12 protein-coding genes are annotated in these 14,001 nt (G+C 64.1%); 9 read left to right on the forward strand and 3 right to left on the reverse strand.

Features of this window, described 5'->3' with window-relative positions:
- Window positions 1–24: 24 nt before the first annotated feature.
- Window positions 25–858 carry a hypothetical protein gene (locus AC5LXX_RS34595; RefSeq protein WP_493413682.1) on the reverse strand — a complete coding sequence of 278 codons (834 nt, stop codon included), beginning with the start codon at window positions 856–858 and terminating at the stop codon, window positions 25–27.
- A gap of 112 nt (window positions 859–970) precedes the next feature.
- Window positions 971–1,342, reverse strand: a complete 372-nt coding sequence (locus AC5LXX_RS34600; protein ID WP_493413683.1) for a hypothetical protein — start codon at window positions 1,340–1,342, stop codon at window positions 971–973.
- A gap of 337 nt (window positions 1,343–1,679) precedes the next feature.
- Between AC5LXX_RS34600 and AC5LXX_RS34605 the strand changes: the two genes are divergently transcribed.
- The 6 genes from AC5LXX_RS34605 (at window position 1,680) to AC5LXX_RS34630 (ending at window position 7,785) form a co-directional block, all read left to right on the forward strand.
- The gene (locus tag AC5LXX_RS34605; RefSeq protein WP_493413684.1) at window positions 1,680–2,546 is read left to right on the forward strand and encodes a PASTA domain-containing protein; all 867 of its coding nucleotides are present in this window, start codon (window positions 1,680–1,682) and stop codon (window positions 2,544–2,546) included.
- A gap of 68 nt (window positions 2,547–2,614) precedes the next feature.
- Window positions 2,615–3,367 carry a hypothetical protein gene (locus AC5LXX_RS34610; RefSeq protein WP_493413685.1) on the forward strand — a complete coding sequence of 251 codons (753 nt, stop codon included), beginning with the start codon at window positions 2,615–2,617 and terminating at the stop codon, window positions 3,365–3,367.
- 173 nt (window positions 3,368–3,540) lie between these two features.
- Window positions 3,541–5,412 carry a hypothetical protein gene (locus AC5LXX_RS34615; RefSeq protein WP_493413686.1) on the forward strand — a complete coding sequence of 624 codons (1,872 nt, stop codon included), beginning with the start codon at window positions 3,541–3,543 and terminating at the stop codon, window positions 5,410–5,412.
- Window positions 5,413–5,544: 132 nt separating this feature from the next.
- The gene (locus AC5LXX_RS34620) at window positions 5,545–6,375 is read left to right on the forward strand and encodes a lysozyme inhibitor LprI family protein (RefSeq protein ID WP_493413687.1); all 831 of its coding nucleotides are present in this window, start codon (window positions 5,545–5,547) and stop codon (window positions 6,373–6,375) included.
- 59 nt (window positions 6,376–6,434) lie between these two features.
- Window positions 6,435–7,040, forward strand: a complete 606-nt coding sequence (locus AC5LXX_RS34625) for a hypothetical protein (protein WP_493413688.1) — start codon at window positions 6,435–6,437, stop codon at window positions 7,038–7,040.
- Between the two features lie 85 nt (window positions 7,041–7,125).
- Window positions 7,126–7,785, forward strand: coding sequence for a hypothetical protein (locus AC5LXX_RS34630; protein ID WP_493413689.1), 660 nt, complete (start codon window positions 7,126–7,128; stop codon window positions 7,783–7,785).
- Window positions 7,786–7,999: 214 nt separating this feature from the next.
- On the opposite strand, the gene AC5LXX_RS34635 is transcribed toward AC5LXX_RS34630, so the two are convergent.
- Entirely contained in the window at window positions 8,000–9,346 is a 1,347-nt protein-coding gene (locus AC5LXX_RS34635) for an MFS transporter (protein ID WP_493413690.1), read from the reverse strand.
- A gap of 295 nt (window positions 9,347–9,641) precedes the next feature.
- Here AC5LXX_RS34635 and AC5LXX_RS34640 point away from each other — a divergent pair, with 295 nt between their 5' ends.
- From AC5LXX_RS34640 to AC5LXX_RS34650, 3 genes are all read left to right on the forward strand, one after another.
- Window positions 9,642–10,679 carry a LacI family DNA-binding transcriptional regulator gene (locus tag AC5LXX_RS34640; RefSeq protein WP_493413691.1) on the forward strand — a complete coding sequence of 346 codons (1,038 nt, stop codon included), beginning with the start codon at window positions 9,642–9,644 and terminating at the stop codon, window positions 10,677–10,679.
- Between the two features lie 191 nt (window positions 10,680–10,870).
- Window positions 10,871–12,652, forward strand: a complete 1,782-nt coding sequence (locus AC5LXX_RS34645; RefSeq protein ID WP_493413692.1) for an IlvD/Edd family dehydratase — start codon at window positions 10,871–10,873, stop codon at window positions 12,650–12,652.
- A 32-nt stretch (window positions 12,653–12,684) separates the two neighbouring features.
- Complete coding sequence (locus AC5LXX_RS34650; protein ID WP_493413693.1) at window positions 12,685–13,866, forward strand: fumarylacetoacetate hydrolase family protein; 1,182 nt, start codon at window positions 12,685–12,687, stop codon at window positions 13,864–13,866.
- Window positions 13,867–14,001 lie beyond the last annotated feature (135 nt).

Genomic DNA, 14,001 nt, shown 5'->3' on the forward strand with positions numbered 1-14,001 from the left:
CAATTGCCGCTGCTCGCAGCAGTTTCAGCAAGGCACCCGGCCACCGTTCATCATGCACCATCGCTGCGTCTCTTGTTGCGGGGCTGCATACGGTAGTCCGGTCCTCGGATCGATGTGATCATACTGACCCATGGGGTGTCGAGCCCTCCACGCGGCCTGCTCGGCATACTGTTGCTCGATCGCGGCGTTCTCTCGTGCCAGATCTGCCTTCTGCGCATCGTCTATTTTTTTCGTCATGCTCACGAGTCGCGCGAACTTTGGATCGCGAACATCCTGCAGGGGCGGAAACGGTGGCGCCGGCGGCATGATGAGCACGGGGCCGGTGTATTTCGGTATCGGCAATCTGGATGGCCTGCCGAAGTTCGCCGCCATATCCATCTCCCACAAGGCAGCGCCCATTCCGATCACATGTTCGTAGTCGCGATTGACGACCGCCAGCGTGACCGGCCCCGACGGCGCCGGCAATGGCTGCAGGGAAGGTGGGAGCGTCTGTCGAGCCTCGGGATAGATGGTGCGGGCATAAGCGATTGCAGCGACGGAGTACTGCTGGAGCATCGCCTCGTAGGTTTCCAGTATCTGCGCTCGACCATAGCCGCCAGGATTCTCGAACATCGGCTTGTATGCCAACACCTTCCGGCTATACAACGCGTTCGCATTCTGCTGCTCTGCGACAAACTGCTGCTGAGGATCTTTCGGCGCAGACGCCGATAGCGGCGCACACCCCGAAACCACGCTGGCGACAAGCATTACCCCGACTGTCGCGCGAATAGCCGACGGGCATCGACGCGACATATCGGCGATCGCCTGGTCGACCAACGCGAACAAAACAGCGGTTTTCTTGATTGCTCTTGTCTGCATTGCACGGCGCCTGGAAGGCTTAATCATTTTTAGCTAGGTCCTGATCGCGACTGCGAATGCGATGCGCGTAGTAGAAAGGAATCGGCACAAAGCCATCATGGATGGCTGAACGTCAATCCCGCGTACATCGCACGAGGATGCCGCGATCGACGAACGACGCCAGCAGCCCCGAGTATGTCGGACATGCCGCGGTCGCATTGTATGCAAGCACATCGTCGATGTCGGCCCTGTCGTTGCGCACGCACTCGTACTGCCGCGCCGTGGATGGATGCAGCGATGCGAACGCGCCGCACAAATGCACGAACGCAACGACTTCCTCGAACATTTTCGTATTGATCTCGATGGAAACCATCATGTCGGAACCATATCCGCATTCCGAATCCACCTTTTCCGCATAGGCCCGCATGTCGTAGGCAGGCAACCAGGGCGGATCCAATCCGTCCAGGCTACGGGCGATTTCATTGATGCTCGCTGCAAGAGTCATACGACATTCCTGCCTTAACCGAACTCGATGTCCCGGCACCGTTTGATATCAGGTGTACCTCTTTCCGAAGCAAGAAAAACGATGCGATGAATATATACTAGTCTATCTACTTTGACTAGAATTGGGATCAATGCCCATGGAGCAGTCGGTGCAGGCACAACGGCCGCCTTGCTTTTGCTTCTCGATATATTTCCCGTTCCTGATATTTGGGAAACCGGCGCGCTTCACAAAAACGTTATCCGGCGCTCATTACACTCCCGCGATGCCAGCGACAGCCCAAATACGAAAGCGCCGTTCCCGGAAGCACGCTTCCACTGACTTCTCCGGATCTTCCGCCATGCCGCGTGCCGCTTTTGCGTCTCTCTTCGCTGCATCTGCCGCATCGAACGTCCTGTTCGGCGCCGCGCTGGCGCTTGGCCTTGCACTCACCATGCCGGTCGCGGCACAAACGAATGCATCCGCGCCACGCATGGTGTCCGAGTTGAAGGACATTCGCATGAAGCCGCTCGCGAATCTGCCCAGGGCGGGCAGCCCGGTCGATCGCGAAAGTTGCCCGCAAGCGGTCATCCAGCCGAAGTCGGCTGCGGCCAGACTGGTGGCAGCGCAAGGTTGGACCGTCATGTCGGACGTGCCGCTGGGGTCCTACCGCGCGGTCAGCTTCGCGGGCCAGATGGAGCCTGCGATCAGCGGCACCTGCAGCATCACGCAAGGCAACGTGGCCGTGTTCGAGAACGGCAAGCTGATCGCACTTGCCTACGGCAAGTCGGCGGAAGATACCGCCATTGGAAGACTGGCCCCGCTCGAAGGCGGCGGCGTGCGCGTTTGGGACGGCGACATCGCCCCCTCGCCCGCCGGCGACCTGCGCGTCGACGCCGACGGCACGCTGCGCCTGTCGAAGGTGGCCGACGAAGACTCAGTGTGCAAAGGCCGCGCCAAGGTGCCCAACGTCTACAACATGCCGATCGACAAGGCCCGCAAGGTGCTGGCTGCCAATGGATGGAACCCGGTGCGAGGCAGCGCCGGCGGCGAGCAACGGCAATCCGCCCTGATCAAGCGCGGCATTGTCGAGACCGCATCCTGCGCGGGCACCGGCCTTGGTTTTTGCAACTTCGAATACGCGGGCCTTGCCGGCAGGTTGACCTTGACAACCATCGGCGACGGCGACCTCCCATCCGTCATGGATTACGACGTCAAGTGCCGCTGATCATTCTTCGTTGGCTGCCTCGCGCTGCCCGCCACGAAACCCGGGACCGCCTCATATACCGTCTGCCCATGCGAACCCCGACCCGCATCTTGCGTGCGCTATCCGCCGGAGTCCTGCTGATCGGCCTGAACGCGTGCGAGCGCGCCACGCCGCCCGCCAGCCCGGCGGCGGCACCAGCGTCCGCGGCGTCGCTGCCCGCCCCACATGTGTCGGCAATGGCTGCGGCATCGCCACTGCAAACGCTGCTGGGTGTATTCGGAGGGGCAAGGCCGGCGACCTGGCCGGCGTTCGACAACGTGCCCGGGGTGCGCTGGGACGATGCGAAGCCGCTCGGCAATGCAGACAGCAACTCCCCCGAGACCACGCACTACCGTGGCGGCAGCATGCTGCTCAGTGGCTTCGGCGAGGTAGATGTGCCGGACGGCAAGGTCGGCGAGGAAGCTGGCGTCAAAAAAGACAACGAAGGCCACGTCGGTATCGTACTCAACGGCAATGCGACCTCGGTCCTGTCGATCGGACTGCGTAAGTTCTACCCGAGCGACGACACACAGGACATTCTGCTGCGCCAGTTCGGCAGCGATGCCGCGGTCAAGCGCATCGCGGGCAGGTGCGCGCTCGATTTCGGCACCACTGCACCAAACACGCAAAAGAATGTGTTCTACCGGGTCACCCTTGCCAACGCTGCCGTGCCGGTGTTTGCGGAAACCTACGTCGACGAAGACGGCGGCAATCAGGGGCCGGGGGCAACGAACTTCGTGTTCTACCGCACCAGACCGGACCAACGTATCACGAGCATGCAGTGCAAGGGCACCGGCACCTGAGCAGGAGACCTTCGGCATCAGGATGCTCGCATGAGCAGTGGATACCACGACCCGCTTGCCGCCGTAGAGGCAGCTGCCACCGCGCAGCGTCGGGCTCTCCACCGCCCATCGGGACTGCCGATCGACTGCGGGACATCAACTCGACACAATCACTACACGGGAGAAGCAACATCATGAGTTCCATACGCCTGCGCGCGGTCTTCATTGGGCTGATGCTGGGTCTCGGCTGGCACCACGCCGCGATGGCGGCCGGCTGCGAGACCAATTTCAAGAGTGAGGCCGACACCGGTACCGGTACACGCTTCTCGACGTTCACCACGGTGCCGGGCCTGGATGCACGCAACGCCATCGCGCAACTCAAACAGATTGCGGCAGGCGACGGCTTCATGATCGGCGGCGAAAACTACACCGGTTCGGCCGGCCAGTTGACTATCCAGCAAAAGCAAAGCGACCGCGCCCGCGGATTCGCCATTACGCTGACGGCCGATCAGGTCACGAAAACCATTTCCGTGGCGACGACGTTGCCCCCGGGCATGCAGGCAGCACCGGAAGCCATCCGGGGCGGCATGTGCAGCATGCTCGGCCGCGTCGACATGAGCCGCAACGCAGTGAGCGCCGGCGCGGCTGCTACGGCGGCCACGTCGTCCGATGACGCCTTTTCGGCAGCGCCCGCGTTTACCACCTGCACCTACAACTTCCGCCCCGCGCTGGATGGCGTCACCGGCCGCCACTACACCACCTGGTTGCCGATCAAGGCGCTCAACCCGGCCGATGCGGCCTCGCGGCTGGCACAAGCTGCCACGGCGGCGAAGATGAACGTGACGTCGAACGAACGACACGGCACGCTGACCGAAACCACGATCGTCCAGCCGCTCCCGGAACTTGGGGAGAAGCGCGCGTTCCCGATCCGCTTCATGCTGGAGGAGGCGCTGGGCGTGATTTCCGTGGTCGCACGACTCAACCCGAAGCAGGAAATGGACGACGCAACGCTGCGCAAGGAAATCTGTTCGCTCGTGGCGGCCATGGTAGCGGCACCATTGAGCGAGTCGAAAGAGCCGCCAGCGCTTCCACCTCAGCGCAAGCTGGAAAGCTGGCACACCGGCATCGACTGGCTGATCAACCGCGCCGTGGTGGCCGGCAAGTCCGTCGTGATCGTGCCCGCCATCAATCTCGACAGGAAGTACACCGGCGACGAGGCCATCAACCAAAAGAAATGGGCATTCCGTACCGATGTGACGGCCACCACCATCTGGCAAAACAAGGCCAACGCCCATGACGTGATACGCGTAGGGCCGGATGAACCCTTCAACGAAGTAGGCCTGCACGGCTATGTGTCGACCTTCGTGGCGAGCAACGCCCAGTACTTTGTCTACATCGTCAATCCGGGCACCTACACCGTGGCCGGCAACACCTACGAGACGACCTCCGAAGCAATGTCGCAGCTCGGCACCAGCCAGAAGCCCGGCAGTTCGCCGCTGGGGACGATCTCCTTGCTGCCCAAGAAGAACACCGACTTCATCGAGTCTCAGGAATGGTTCAACGCGCAGTATCGGGACCGCCAGGTCGAAGACACATACTGCTCGTCGATCTATGTCTACGGCGGCGGCTGCGCGTTCTGGGCGACGGAAAAGCGCACCGTATCGGAGATGACCGAGCCTGCGGGATGGAAGACCGTCACCCGGGAAAAGTCTGTCGACGGGTTAGCGGTCTCGACCAGGCTCAAGCGCGAATTTGCTTCGTTCAGCGTTGCGCCGGGCGAAGCCATCGTAATCGATGGCCTGTACCCGACTCCGCCGAATGCCGACTACAACAAGCAGGCCTGCGAAATCGTCGGCGGGCAGGTCCAGTGCGACCTGACGCGCTACACGCTCACGCGCATCCCGGCCGACATGGCGCGCATACAAGGGCTGGCCGCCGACCCGGGGTTCTACCCGCGCGCCACGCGCATTCTGTCCAACGCCAAGTATCGCCCACTCAAGCTCCTGGGCAAGCCGGGTGAACTCCGCTCGGTATACGGTCAGGACTATTCGCTCGGCGTGCGTTAGGCGCATCCGACGCCGCTTCCCTTCGTGACAACCGCTCGAGTATCACGGAACGGTCACAACTGCGCGGACGCGCAACGAATGAAGCGCGGCCTCCCACACGCCTTGAACAACCGAATCAGCACGGAAACCAGCATGAAGCCCACCCTCCAGCACGTCGCCTGTTTCGCCCTGCTCTTCACCGCAGTCTCTGCACATGCAATCGACTGCAAGAAAGCCGGCAACCGCGTCGAGCACACGATCTGTGCCGATGCAAAACTCAAGGCCGCCGATGCTGAGATGGGTAAAGCCTATACGTCCGTCATGCAGCAAGCGGGCAACGACAGCGAATTGCGCGCGATGCTCGTCCGCAGCCAGAAACGCTGGCTCGAGGCTCGGGACAAGAGGTTCGCCGATCCGATCGATTTTCCGGGCGCACCGAATACCAAGGCCCTGCGGGAAAACCTGCTCCAGGCGATCCGTCAGCGCACCGAGACATTTACTGAACGCGGCAAGGCCGCACCGCGCCTGCTTGAAACCGCCCTTGCGCAGCGCAAATTCCTGACGCAATTCACGGGCGGCCCGTTCGCCGGGTTCCAGACCGCATGCGACTTCCTGCCCCACGGTGGTCAACTGAGCTACGGCTGCTTCAGCGAACGCCGCTATCAGAACCAGGGCAGGGTCTGCGCCCTGCAAGACGATTGGGCGAGCGGCGGTTACTACCAGACGCGCCGAGTCGGCGACGTCGTCCAGGGCCGGCTGGAAATCGTAGCTACATGCGGCGACGGTTCCGAAGGCGGCAGTCCGTGCCCGGATGCGGATGAGTCGCGCCAGTCGACCGCCGGCTGGAATCTCCATCCAGGTCTCCCGGCCTCCGCACCAACGGCTCTGCCCAGGCTGGATGCCGACGCCGAACTTGGTACGGAAGACACGGGCTGGCTACGCGCCTGCCTGACCGACAGCCACTACCCTCGTGCAGCGCACTGAGAACCGCGCGCATCGAGCGTGTCCGTCAGCCTCGAGAAACGAAAACCATGGACGGTTCAATGCGCACGCCCACTTTCCTGCTTCAGGCCTTGCTGGCACTGAACCTCATCGCGTTTCTGTCAACCGGATGTCGTGCCGCCGCGCCGAGCGATGATGGACGGGACGTTGAGCCGCCAGCGTTGACCCGACAGGTCCCTCTCCGCTTCAAGCGCCACAACTTCAGCGCGCGCTGCTACGACACCATCGGCTGCACCGTCGTGTACAACGGCCGCTATCAGGTGCAGGACCCCGACGGCGCAATCTCACGGACGAGGCCCGCAGATGCCGACAGGGCGTGGGGATCGGCAGAACTCGGTATCCGCAATTTTCCTGGCCCTGCCCAGGTTCGCTGGAAATCGAAGGACGGCGCGGCACATGAGGCGAGCGTCGACATCGGCCGGATATTCAAGGACGAACTGATCTGGCACACCATACCGAAGGAAAAAATGGCCGACTTCTACGCCGGCCCCGTTGCCGGATCACCCGACATCCATCTCGAAGTCAACGACAGGACCATCAATGTCTACTCGGCAATGTTGATCCCCACACGGGATGAACAGATCCCCGGCAACAAGGACAGTGATTTCAGGAAGGACATATTCCTCGTCTGGAGCAGAACTTATTGAAAAGGGATTGTCGCTCCGCTCTTATCGGTTAGCGGGCATGCGAAACGCTCCCTTTTCCAACCATCACCCGCCACAAGGATCCAGCATGATGCAGATACGAAGCAGAAATCTCGGATGCGCAGCCTGGCGCACCGGCGGCAGATTCCTCACGCCGGGGATTGTCGTGGCGGCATTGAGTTTATGCATGCCGCTTGGCAGCGTGCACGGACAGCCCGCCGACTCGGCCGCGCCGCCGGACCGCGCTGGCAAATCGCTCATCGAATCTCAAGCGCCAGCAAACCTGAGCACGACGCAAGCGCTACAAGGGATGCTGGCGCTGATTCAGGCAAGCATCCAGGTAACCGACATCACTTCCGATACGGTACACCGCATCTTTGGCGTGCAGACCAAAGTGACTGGCAAGGATCAGTTCAGCTATGGTCAGCGCTTGCCGGGCAACTGGGCATTCAGTCTCCAGAGGCTGGCAATCAGCGATATCGGTACACGTGTGGATCTGATGTTTGATCCGATTCCCGGAACGCAGGCTTCTCCGTTGACGACGTGCGAGCCCGATTTTGCTCAATTCGCCGGGGCACTCGAGTCCATGGGGTTCAGTCGCCACACCCATTATGGCGAACACGGCAGATGGATCTTCGATGCTTTCGAACGTGAACGCATGTCCGTTTCGGTGTACCCCATCAGGGCATTCTCCGATAACGGCGAGCCACTTGGTCCTGCCTGCGTAAAGGCGGTACTGGTGCAATAGGGCAAACAGCCCGCTTCGCGCGGGACCCGATTCATCGAGTACACGCCGGGCCGCGCGCAGCGCTACTTCTTCAGGACTTCGTAAGTCCCCGCTTTTGGGTGGAGTTGGCACTCAACGTGACGTGTGGATTTCGCACTTGAGCCGTCGTGGAATCCCTGCTCGGATTACATCAACGACTCAAGCGCAGATATGGGACAAATGAGCCGCGACAAACCTACTGCTCGCGTCGGGTACTCAGGATGTCGCGCGGAATCGACGCGATCAGCACGCAACTGACCAGCAGGCAGGCGCCCAGCGCGTAAGTGCCGTTGTTGATGTTGCCGGTCATTTCCTTCGCGATGCCGGTGATCATCGAGCCCGTGAAGCCCGACAGGTTGCCCACTGAGTTGATCAGCGCGATGCCGGCGGCCGCGGCCGTGCCGGACAGGATCTGCCCCGGAAAGGTCCAGTAGATCGGCATCAGCGCGAGGATGCCGCACGTCGCGATGGTCAGGAACAGGATCGACAGCGCCACGTTCCGCGCACACGCCGCGCTCGCGATCAGGCAGACGCCGCCGATCAGCGCGGGAATCGCCGCGTGCAGGCGGCGCTCGCCGGTCTTGCGCGAGTGCGATGCGTTCCACACCATCGCGAAGATGGCGGTCAGGTACGGAATGGCCGTCAGCAAACCGATATGCACCGGGCTTTGCACGCCCGACGCGCGGATGATCGACGGCAGCCAGAAGGCCAGCCCGTAGAAGCCGGTATTGAACGTGAGCAGGATGAAGGTGAGCAGCCAGACGCGCGGGCTGCGCAACGCGGCGCCGATGCTGTGCGACTTGTGCGCGGCCTCGGATTCGAGGTTGCGCGACAACACCGCCTTTTCGTCGGCGGACAGCCATTTCGCCGACTGCGGGCCGTCGCCGAGGCACGCCAGCACGATGAATGCGACCACGATCGACGGCAGCCCTTCGAGCAACAGCATCCATTGCCAGCCGCTCATGCCCGACAAGCCGTGCGTCTGCTGCATCAGCCAGCCGGACACCACACTGCCCAGCGTCAGGCTCAGCGGAATCGCCACCAGGAAGCCCGACATCGCCACGCTCTGGCGGCGCGCCGGGAACCAGTAGTTCATGTACAGGATGACGCCCGGAAAAAAGCCCGCTTCGCACAGACCCAGCAGGAAGCGCAGCGTGTAGAACATGGTGGTCGTCTGCACGTGGAAGAACTGCGCGAGCGGCACGATGAACGCCATCGACGACGACACGATGCCCCACGTGATCATGATCCGCGCGATCCAGAAGCGGGCGCCGTAGCGATGCAGCAACAGGTTGCTGGGCATCTCGAACAGGAAGTAGCCCCAGAAGAAAATGCTGGCGCCGAGCGCATACACGCCGTCGCTCAGATGCAGGTCGTCTAGCATCTGCAACTTCGCGAAGCCGACGTTGACGCGGTCCAGGTAGGCCACGACGTAGCACAGCAGCAGCAATGGCAGAATGCGCCGCATGACCTTGCGATAGAGGGCGTCTTCGGACGAGTCGGCCGCGGCAGGTGCTGCCGCGGCCTGTGTAATGGATGGCATCGGTCTGTCTCCTGATTGTGTAGGTCTTCTTCGTACCGGCGAGTCCGTTGATGCATCGATGTTACCGATAACATTTCGTGGCAAAAAAAAGCCGACGAGGCGACGGGAGCGATCGGCACGCTGATACCGGTAACAAATTCGAAGGTAGCATGCAGCGACAGCCGCGTACAAGTCCCGCCCGACGAGTGGTTTCCCTAGTCCGCCGTCGGCGCGACGGGCGCGCGTTGACCGGCCTGCACGATTTGCCGCACCGGTATGATGTAGCCTTTCCAGCTTTCTCCCGATCGCCCTTCCGATGCCCAGTCCCACCGCCGTCCGGCCTGCCGGGCCGCCCCGCATGTCCGACGTAGCGCGCCTTGCCGGCGTATCGAAGATGACGGTGTCGCGCGTGCTCGCCGGCCATAGCGTGGCCGCGGAGACGCGCGCACGGGTCTGCGAGGCCATCGACCAGCTCGGCTATGTGGCCGACGCTGCCGCCGGTGCGCTGTCGTCGGGGCGGTCGGAATTCGTCGCGGTGCTGGTGCCGTCGCTGTCGAGTTCCAACTTCTCCGACACCGTGCGCGGCCTGACCGATGCGCTCGAACCGCACGGCCTCCAGCTGCTGCTCGGCGACACCGACTACGACCTGGAACGTGAAGAACGGCTGGTACGCTCGATGCTGCGGCACCAGCCGCGCTGCATCGCGCTGACGGGTGCGCAACACACCGATGCGACGCGCAAGGTGCTCGAACGCTCGGCGATTCCCGTGGTCGAGATGTGGGACCTGCCCACGCGTCCCATCGACACCGCCGTCGGCTTCTCGAACGTGCGCGCCGCCCGCGCGATGGTGCGCCACCTGGCCGAGCGCGGTTACCGGCGCATCGGCTTTCTCGTCGGCGCCAGCGAACTGGATCGCCGCGGCCTGGACCGGCTCAAGGGATACCAGGCGGAAATCAAGGCGCTGAAGCTGGGCGAACCGCGCGTCGTGCGGCTGGGCGAATCGCCGATCACGATGAGCCACGGCGGCCCTGCGATGGCTGCCCTGCTGGAAAAATGGCCGGACACCGATGCGGTGATGTGCGTGAGCGACATGTCGGCATTCGGCGCGATCATGGAATGTCACCGGCGCGGGCTCGCCGTGCCCGCCGACATGGCCGTGGCCGGTTTCGGCAACTTCGAAGTGGCGACATGCTGCCACCCGACCATCACGACCGTGTCGGTCGACGCGTACGGGATCGGGCTACGCACGGGCGAAGCGTTGCTGGCGGCGCTGCAAGCGCGTGACGGCGGCGCACCGGCCGAGTCGCACAGCATCCGGATCGACTACACGATCATCGCGCGGGAAAGCGCCTGACGGGGCGACGGCCGCGCACGTCCCCAGGCGCGACGTGTGCGGCTTCGCAGCGCCCCCACGCCCTCACCGTCGCCACGCGCGCACGAAATCCCTTCCGCAACGCAAAAATCCCGTGCTAACATCCAACCTATGTTACCGGTAACTATCCGGCACGCACAAGATCACAAAGGCCCCTTCGGAGACAGCCCGCCATGTCACAGACCCCTCGCCGTCTGCGCAGCCAGGAATGGTTCGACGACCCTGCGCACGCAGACATGACCGCGCTCTATGTCGAGCGCTTCATGAACTACGGGCTGACGCGCGAGGAACTGCAGTCGGGCCGCCCCATCATCGGTATCGCGCAAACGGGCAGCGACCTCGCGCCGTGCAATCGCCATCACATCGAGCTGGCCGAACGCACCAAGGCGGGCATTCGCGACGCGGGCGGCATTCCGATGGAGTTCCCCGTGCATCCGCTGGCCGAGCAGAGCCGCCGGCCGACGGCTGCGCTCGACCGCAACCTGGCCTATCTCGGGCTGGTGGAAGTGCTGCACGGCTTTCCGCTCGACGGTGTGGTGCTGACGACCGGCTGCGACAAGACCACGCCGGCCTGCCTGATGGCGGCCGCTACCGTCGACCTGCCCGCGATCGTGCTGTCGGGCGGGCCGATGCTCGACGGCTGGCACGAAGGCAAGCGGGTCGGCTCGGGCACGGTGATCTGGCATGCCCGCAACCTGCTCGCGGCCGGCGAGATCGACTACGAAGGCTTCATGAAGCTGACCACGGCTTCGTCTCCGTCGATCGGCCATTGCAATACGATGGGCACCGCGCTGTCGATGAACAGTCTGGCGGAAGCGCTGGGCATGTCGCTGCCGGGATGCGCAAGCATTCCCGCGGCCTATCGCGAGCGCGGCCAGATGGCTTACGCGACCGGCAAGCGCGCGGTCGAGCTCGTTCGAGAAGACCTGCGCCCGTCGAAAATCATGACGCGCGCGGCATTCGAGAATGCGATCGTCGTGGCCTCCGCGCTCGGCGCGTCGACCAACTGCCCGCCGCACCTGATCGCGATTGCGCGCCACATGGGTGTCGAACTGAGCCTGGACGACTGGCAGCGCTTCGGTGAAGCCGTGCCGCTGCTCGTCAACTGCATGCCGGCCGGCGAATACCTCGGCGAGAGCTTCCATCGCGCCGGCGGCGTGCCCGCCGTGCTGCGCCAGCTCGACGCGGCGGGACTGCTGCGGCGCGACTGCCTGACCGTATCGGGCCGCGCGATCGGCGAGATCGCCGACACAGCGCAGGACGCCGACCGCGACGTGATCCGTACGCCCGACGCGCCGCTCAAGCACGGCGCCGGCTTCGTGGTGCTGTCGGGCAACTTCTTCGACAGCGCCATCATGAAGATGTCGGTGGTGGGTGACGCCTTCCGCCGCACCTACCTGGCCGAACCGGGCGCGGAGAACACGTTCGAAGCGCGCGCGATCGTGTTCGACGGCCCCGAGGACTACCACGCCCGCATCAACGATCCCGCGCTGAACATCAACGAACGCTGCATCCTGGTGATCCGCGGCTGCGGCACGGTCGGCTATCCGGGCAGCTCGGAAGTCGTCAACATGGCGCCGCCCGCCGAGCTGGTGAAGCGCGGCGTGACGTCGCTGCCCTGCCTGGGTGACGGCCGCCAGAGCGGTACGTCGGCGAGCCCGTCGATCCTGAACGTGTCGCCTGAGGCGGCGGTCGGCGGCGGCCTGGCGCTGCTGCGCACGAACGACCGCATTCGCGTGGACCTGAATCGCCGCAGCGTCGACGTGCTCGTCGACGAAGACGAACTCGCGCGCCGCCGCGAAACGGCAAGCTTCACCGTGCCGCAGGCGCAAACGCCGTGGCAGGAGCTGTATCGCCGGTTCGTGGGGCAGTTGTCCACCGGCGGCTGCCTCGAACCGGCCACGCTGTACCTGAAGGTCATCGAGCAGCGCGGCAACCCGCGCCATTCGCACTGATCCTACCGTCCACGACTCCTGCCGAGCTGACCATGCGTACTCCTTCCGTTTCCGACTGCCTGCCGCACGACCTCGCACACGCACTGCTGATCGGCCGCGTCTGGCGGCACGATGGCGCCCACGCGGGCCCGAGCGTCGTCGCCGTGCGCGGCGGCGAAGTGTTCGACATCACGCGCACCGTGCCGACCACCGCCGACCTGTTCGACCGCCCCGATGCAGTCGCGCTCGCGCGCACCGAGCCCGGCGAATCGCTCGGCCGCATCGAGCCGTTGCTGCAGGCGTCGCTGGACGGCACACCCGGCGCCACACGCCTGCTCGCGCCGTGCGACTTGCAGGCCATCAAGGCATGCGGCGTCACGTTTGCGGTCAGCCTCATCGAGCGCGTGATCGAGGAACAGGCCGGCGGCGATCCGGCCAGGGCGATGGAGGTACGCGAGACCATCGCCGCGACCATCGGCACCGACCTGTCGAAGATCGTGCCCGGCTCGGAAGCCGCGCTGCGCCTGAAGGCGGAACTCGAGCGCCGCGGCGCGTGGTCGCAATACATGGAAGTCGGCATCGGCCCGGATGCCGAGGTGTTCTCCAAGGCGCAGCCGATGTCCGCGGTCGGCTTCGGCGCGGACGTCGGCCTGCTGCCCGTGTCGGTGTGGAACAACCCGGAACCGGAGATCGTGCTCGCGGTCGCCAGCGACGGCAGGCCGGTCGGCGCCACGCTCGGCAACGACGTGAACCTGCGCGACATCGAAGGCCGCTCGGCGCTGCTGCTCGGCAAATGCAAGGACAACAACGGCTCCTGCGCGATCGGTCCGTTCGTGCGGCTGTTCGACGACGGCTTCACGCTGGACAGCGTACGGCAGGCCAGCGTGTCGCTGCGCGTCGAAGGCGCGGACGACGGCTTCGTCCTCGACGGCATCAGCCACATGCGCGAGATCAGCCGCGACCCGGCCGACCTCGTCGCGCAGACCTGCGGCGCGCATCACCAGTATCCGGACGGCTTCATGCTGTTCCTCGGCACGATGTTCTCGCCGATCCAGGATCGCGACGCGCCCGGCGGCGGATTCACGCATCACCTCGGCGACCGCGTCACGATCTCCACACCCGCGCTCGGCGCACTCGTCAACACCGTGCGGCTGTGCACGGAGATCGCGCCGTGGACCTTCGGCGTGCGCGCGCTGTATGCGAACCTGGCCGCGCGCGGGCTGCTTGCCGAATGAAAGCGGGACACGCGGCGACATGAAGCCCTGCGCGAACGACGTCGACGGACAGTAAGCGAAGCGGTATGAAACGGCCGTTCGCGCCGGCACGCACGTAGCCGGCCTTCACTGCGCGACCTGAACACTCGCCGAGCC

Source organism: Burkholderia torrens (genome assembly GCF_984668525.1).

What these genes read in the sequence shown, in the direction of transcription:
- AC5LXX_RS34595 (WP_493413682.1), bottom strand. Translation starts at nt 858, where the DNA reads ATGCAGACAAGAGCAATCAAGAAAACCGCTGTTTTGTTCGCGTTGGTC.
- AC5LXX_RS34600 (WP_493413683.1), bottom strand. Translation starts at nt 1,342, where the DNA reads ATGACTCTTGCAGCGAGCATCAATGAAATCGCCCGTAGCCTGGACGGA.
- AC5LXX_RS34605 (WP_493413684.1), top strand. Translation starts at nt 1,680, where the DNA reads ATGCCGCGTGCCGCTTTTGCGTCTCTCTTCGCTGCATCTGCCGCATCG.
- AC5LXX_RS34610 (WP_493413685.1), top strand. Translation starts at nt 2,615, where the DNA reads ATGCGAACCCCGACCCGCATCTTGCGTGCGCTATCCGCCGGAGTCCTG.
- AC5LXX_RS34615 (WP_493413686.1), top strand. Translation starts at nt 3,541, where the DNA reads ATGAGTTCCATACGCCTGCGCGCGGTCTTCATTGGGCTGATGCTGGGT.
- AC5LXX_RS34620 (WP_493413687.1), top strand. Translation starts at nt 5,545, where the DNA reads ATGAAGCCCACCCTCCAGCACGTCGCCTGTTTCGCCCTGCTCTTCACC.
- AC5LXX_RS34625 (WP_493413688.1), top strand. Translation starts at nt 6,435, where the DNA reads ATGCGCACGCCCACTTTCCTGCTTCAGGCCTTGCTGGCACTGAACCTC.
- AC5LXX_RS34630 (WP_493413689.1), top strand. Translation starts at nt 7,126, where the DNA reads ATGATGCAGATACGAAGCAGAAATCTCGGATGCGCAGCCTGGCGCACC.
- AC5LXX_RS34635 (WP_493413690.1), bottom strand. Translation starts at nt 9,346, where the DNA reads ATGCCATCCATTACACAGGCCGCGGCAGCACCTGCCGCGGCCGACTCG.
- AC5LXX_RS34640 (WP_493413691.1), top strand. Translation starts at nt 9,642, where the DNA reads ATGCCCAGTCCCACCGCCGTCCGGCCTGCCGGGCCGCCCCGCATGTCC.
- AC5LXX_RS34645 (WP_493413692.1), top strand. Translation starts at nt 10,871, where the DNA reads ATGTCACAGACCCCTCGCCGTCTGCGCAGCCAGGAATGGTTCGACGAC.
- AC5LXX_RS34650 (WP_493413693.1), top strand. Translation starts at nt 12,685, where the DNA reads ATGCGTACTCCTTCCGTTTCCGACTGCCTGCCGCACGACCTCGCACAC.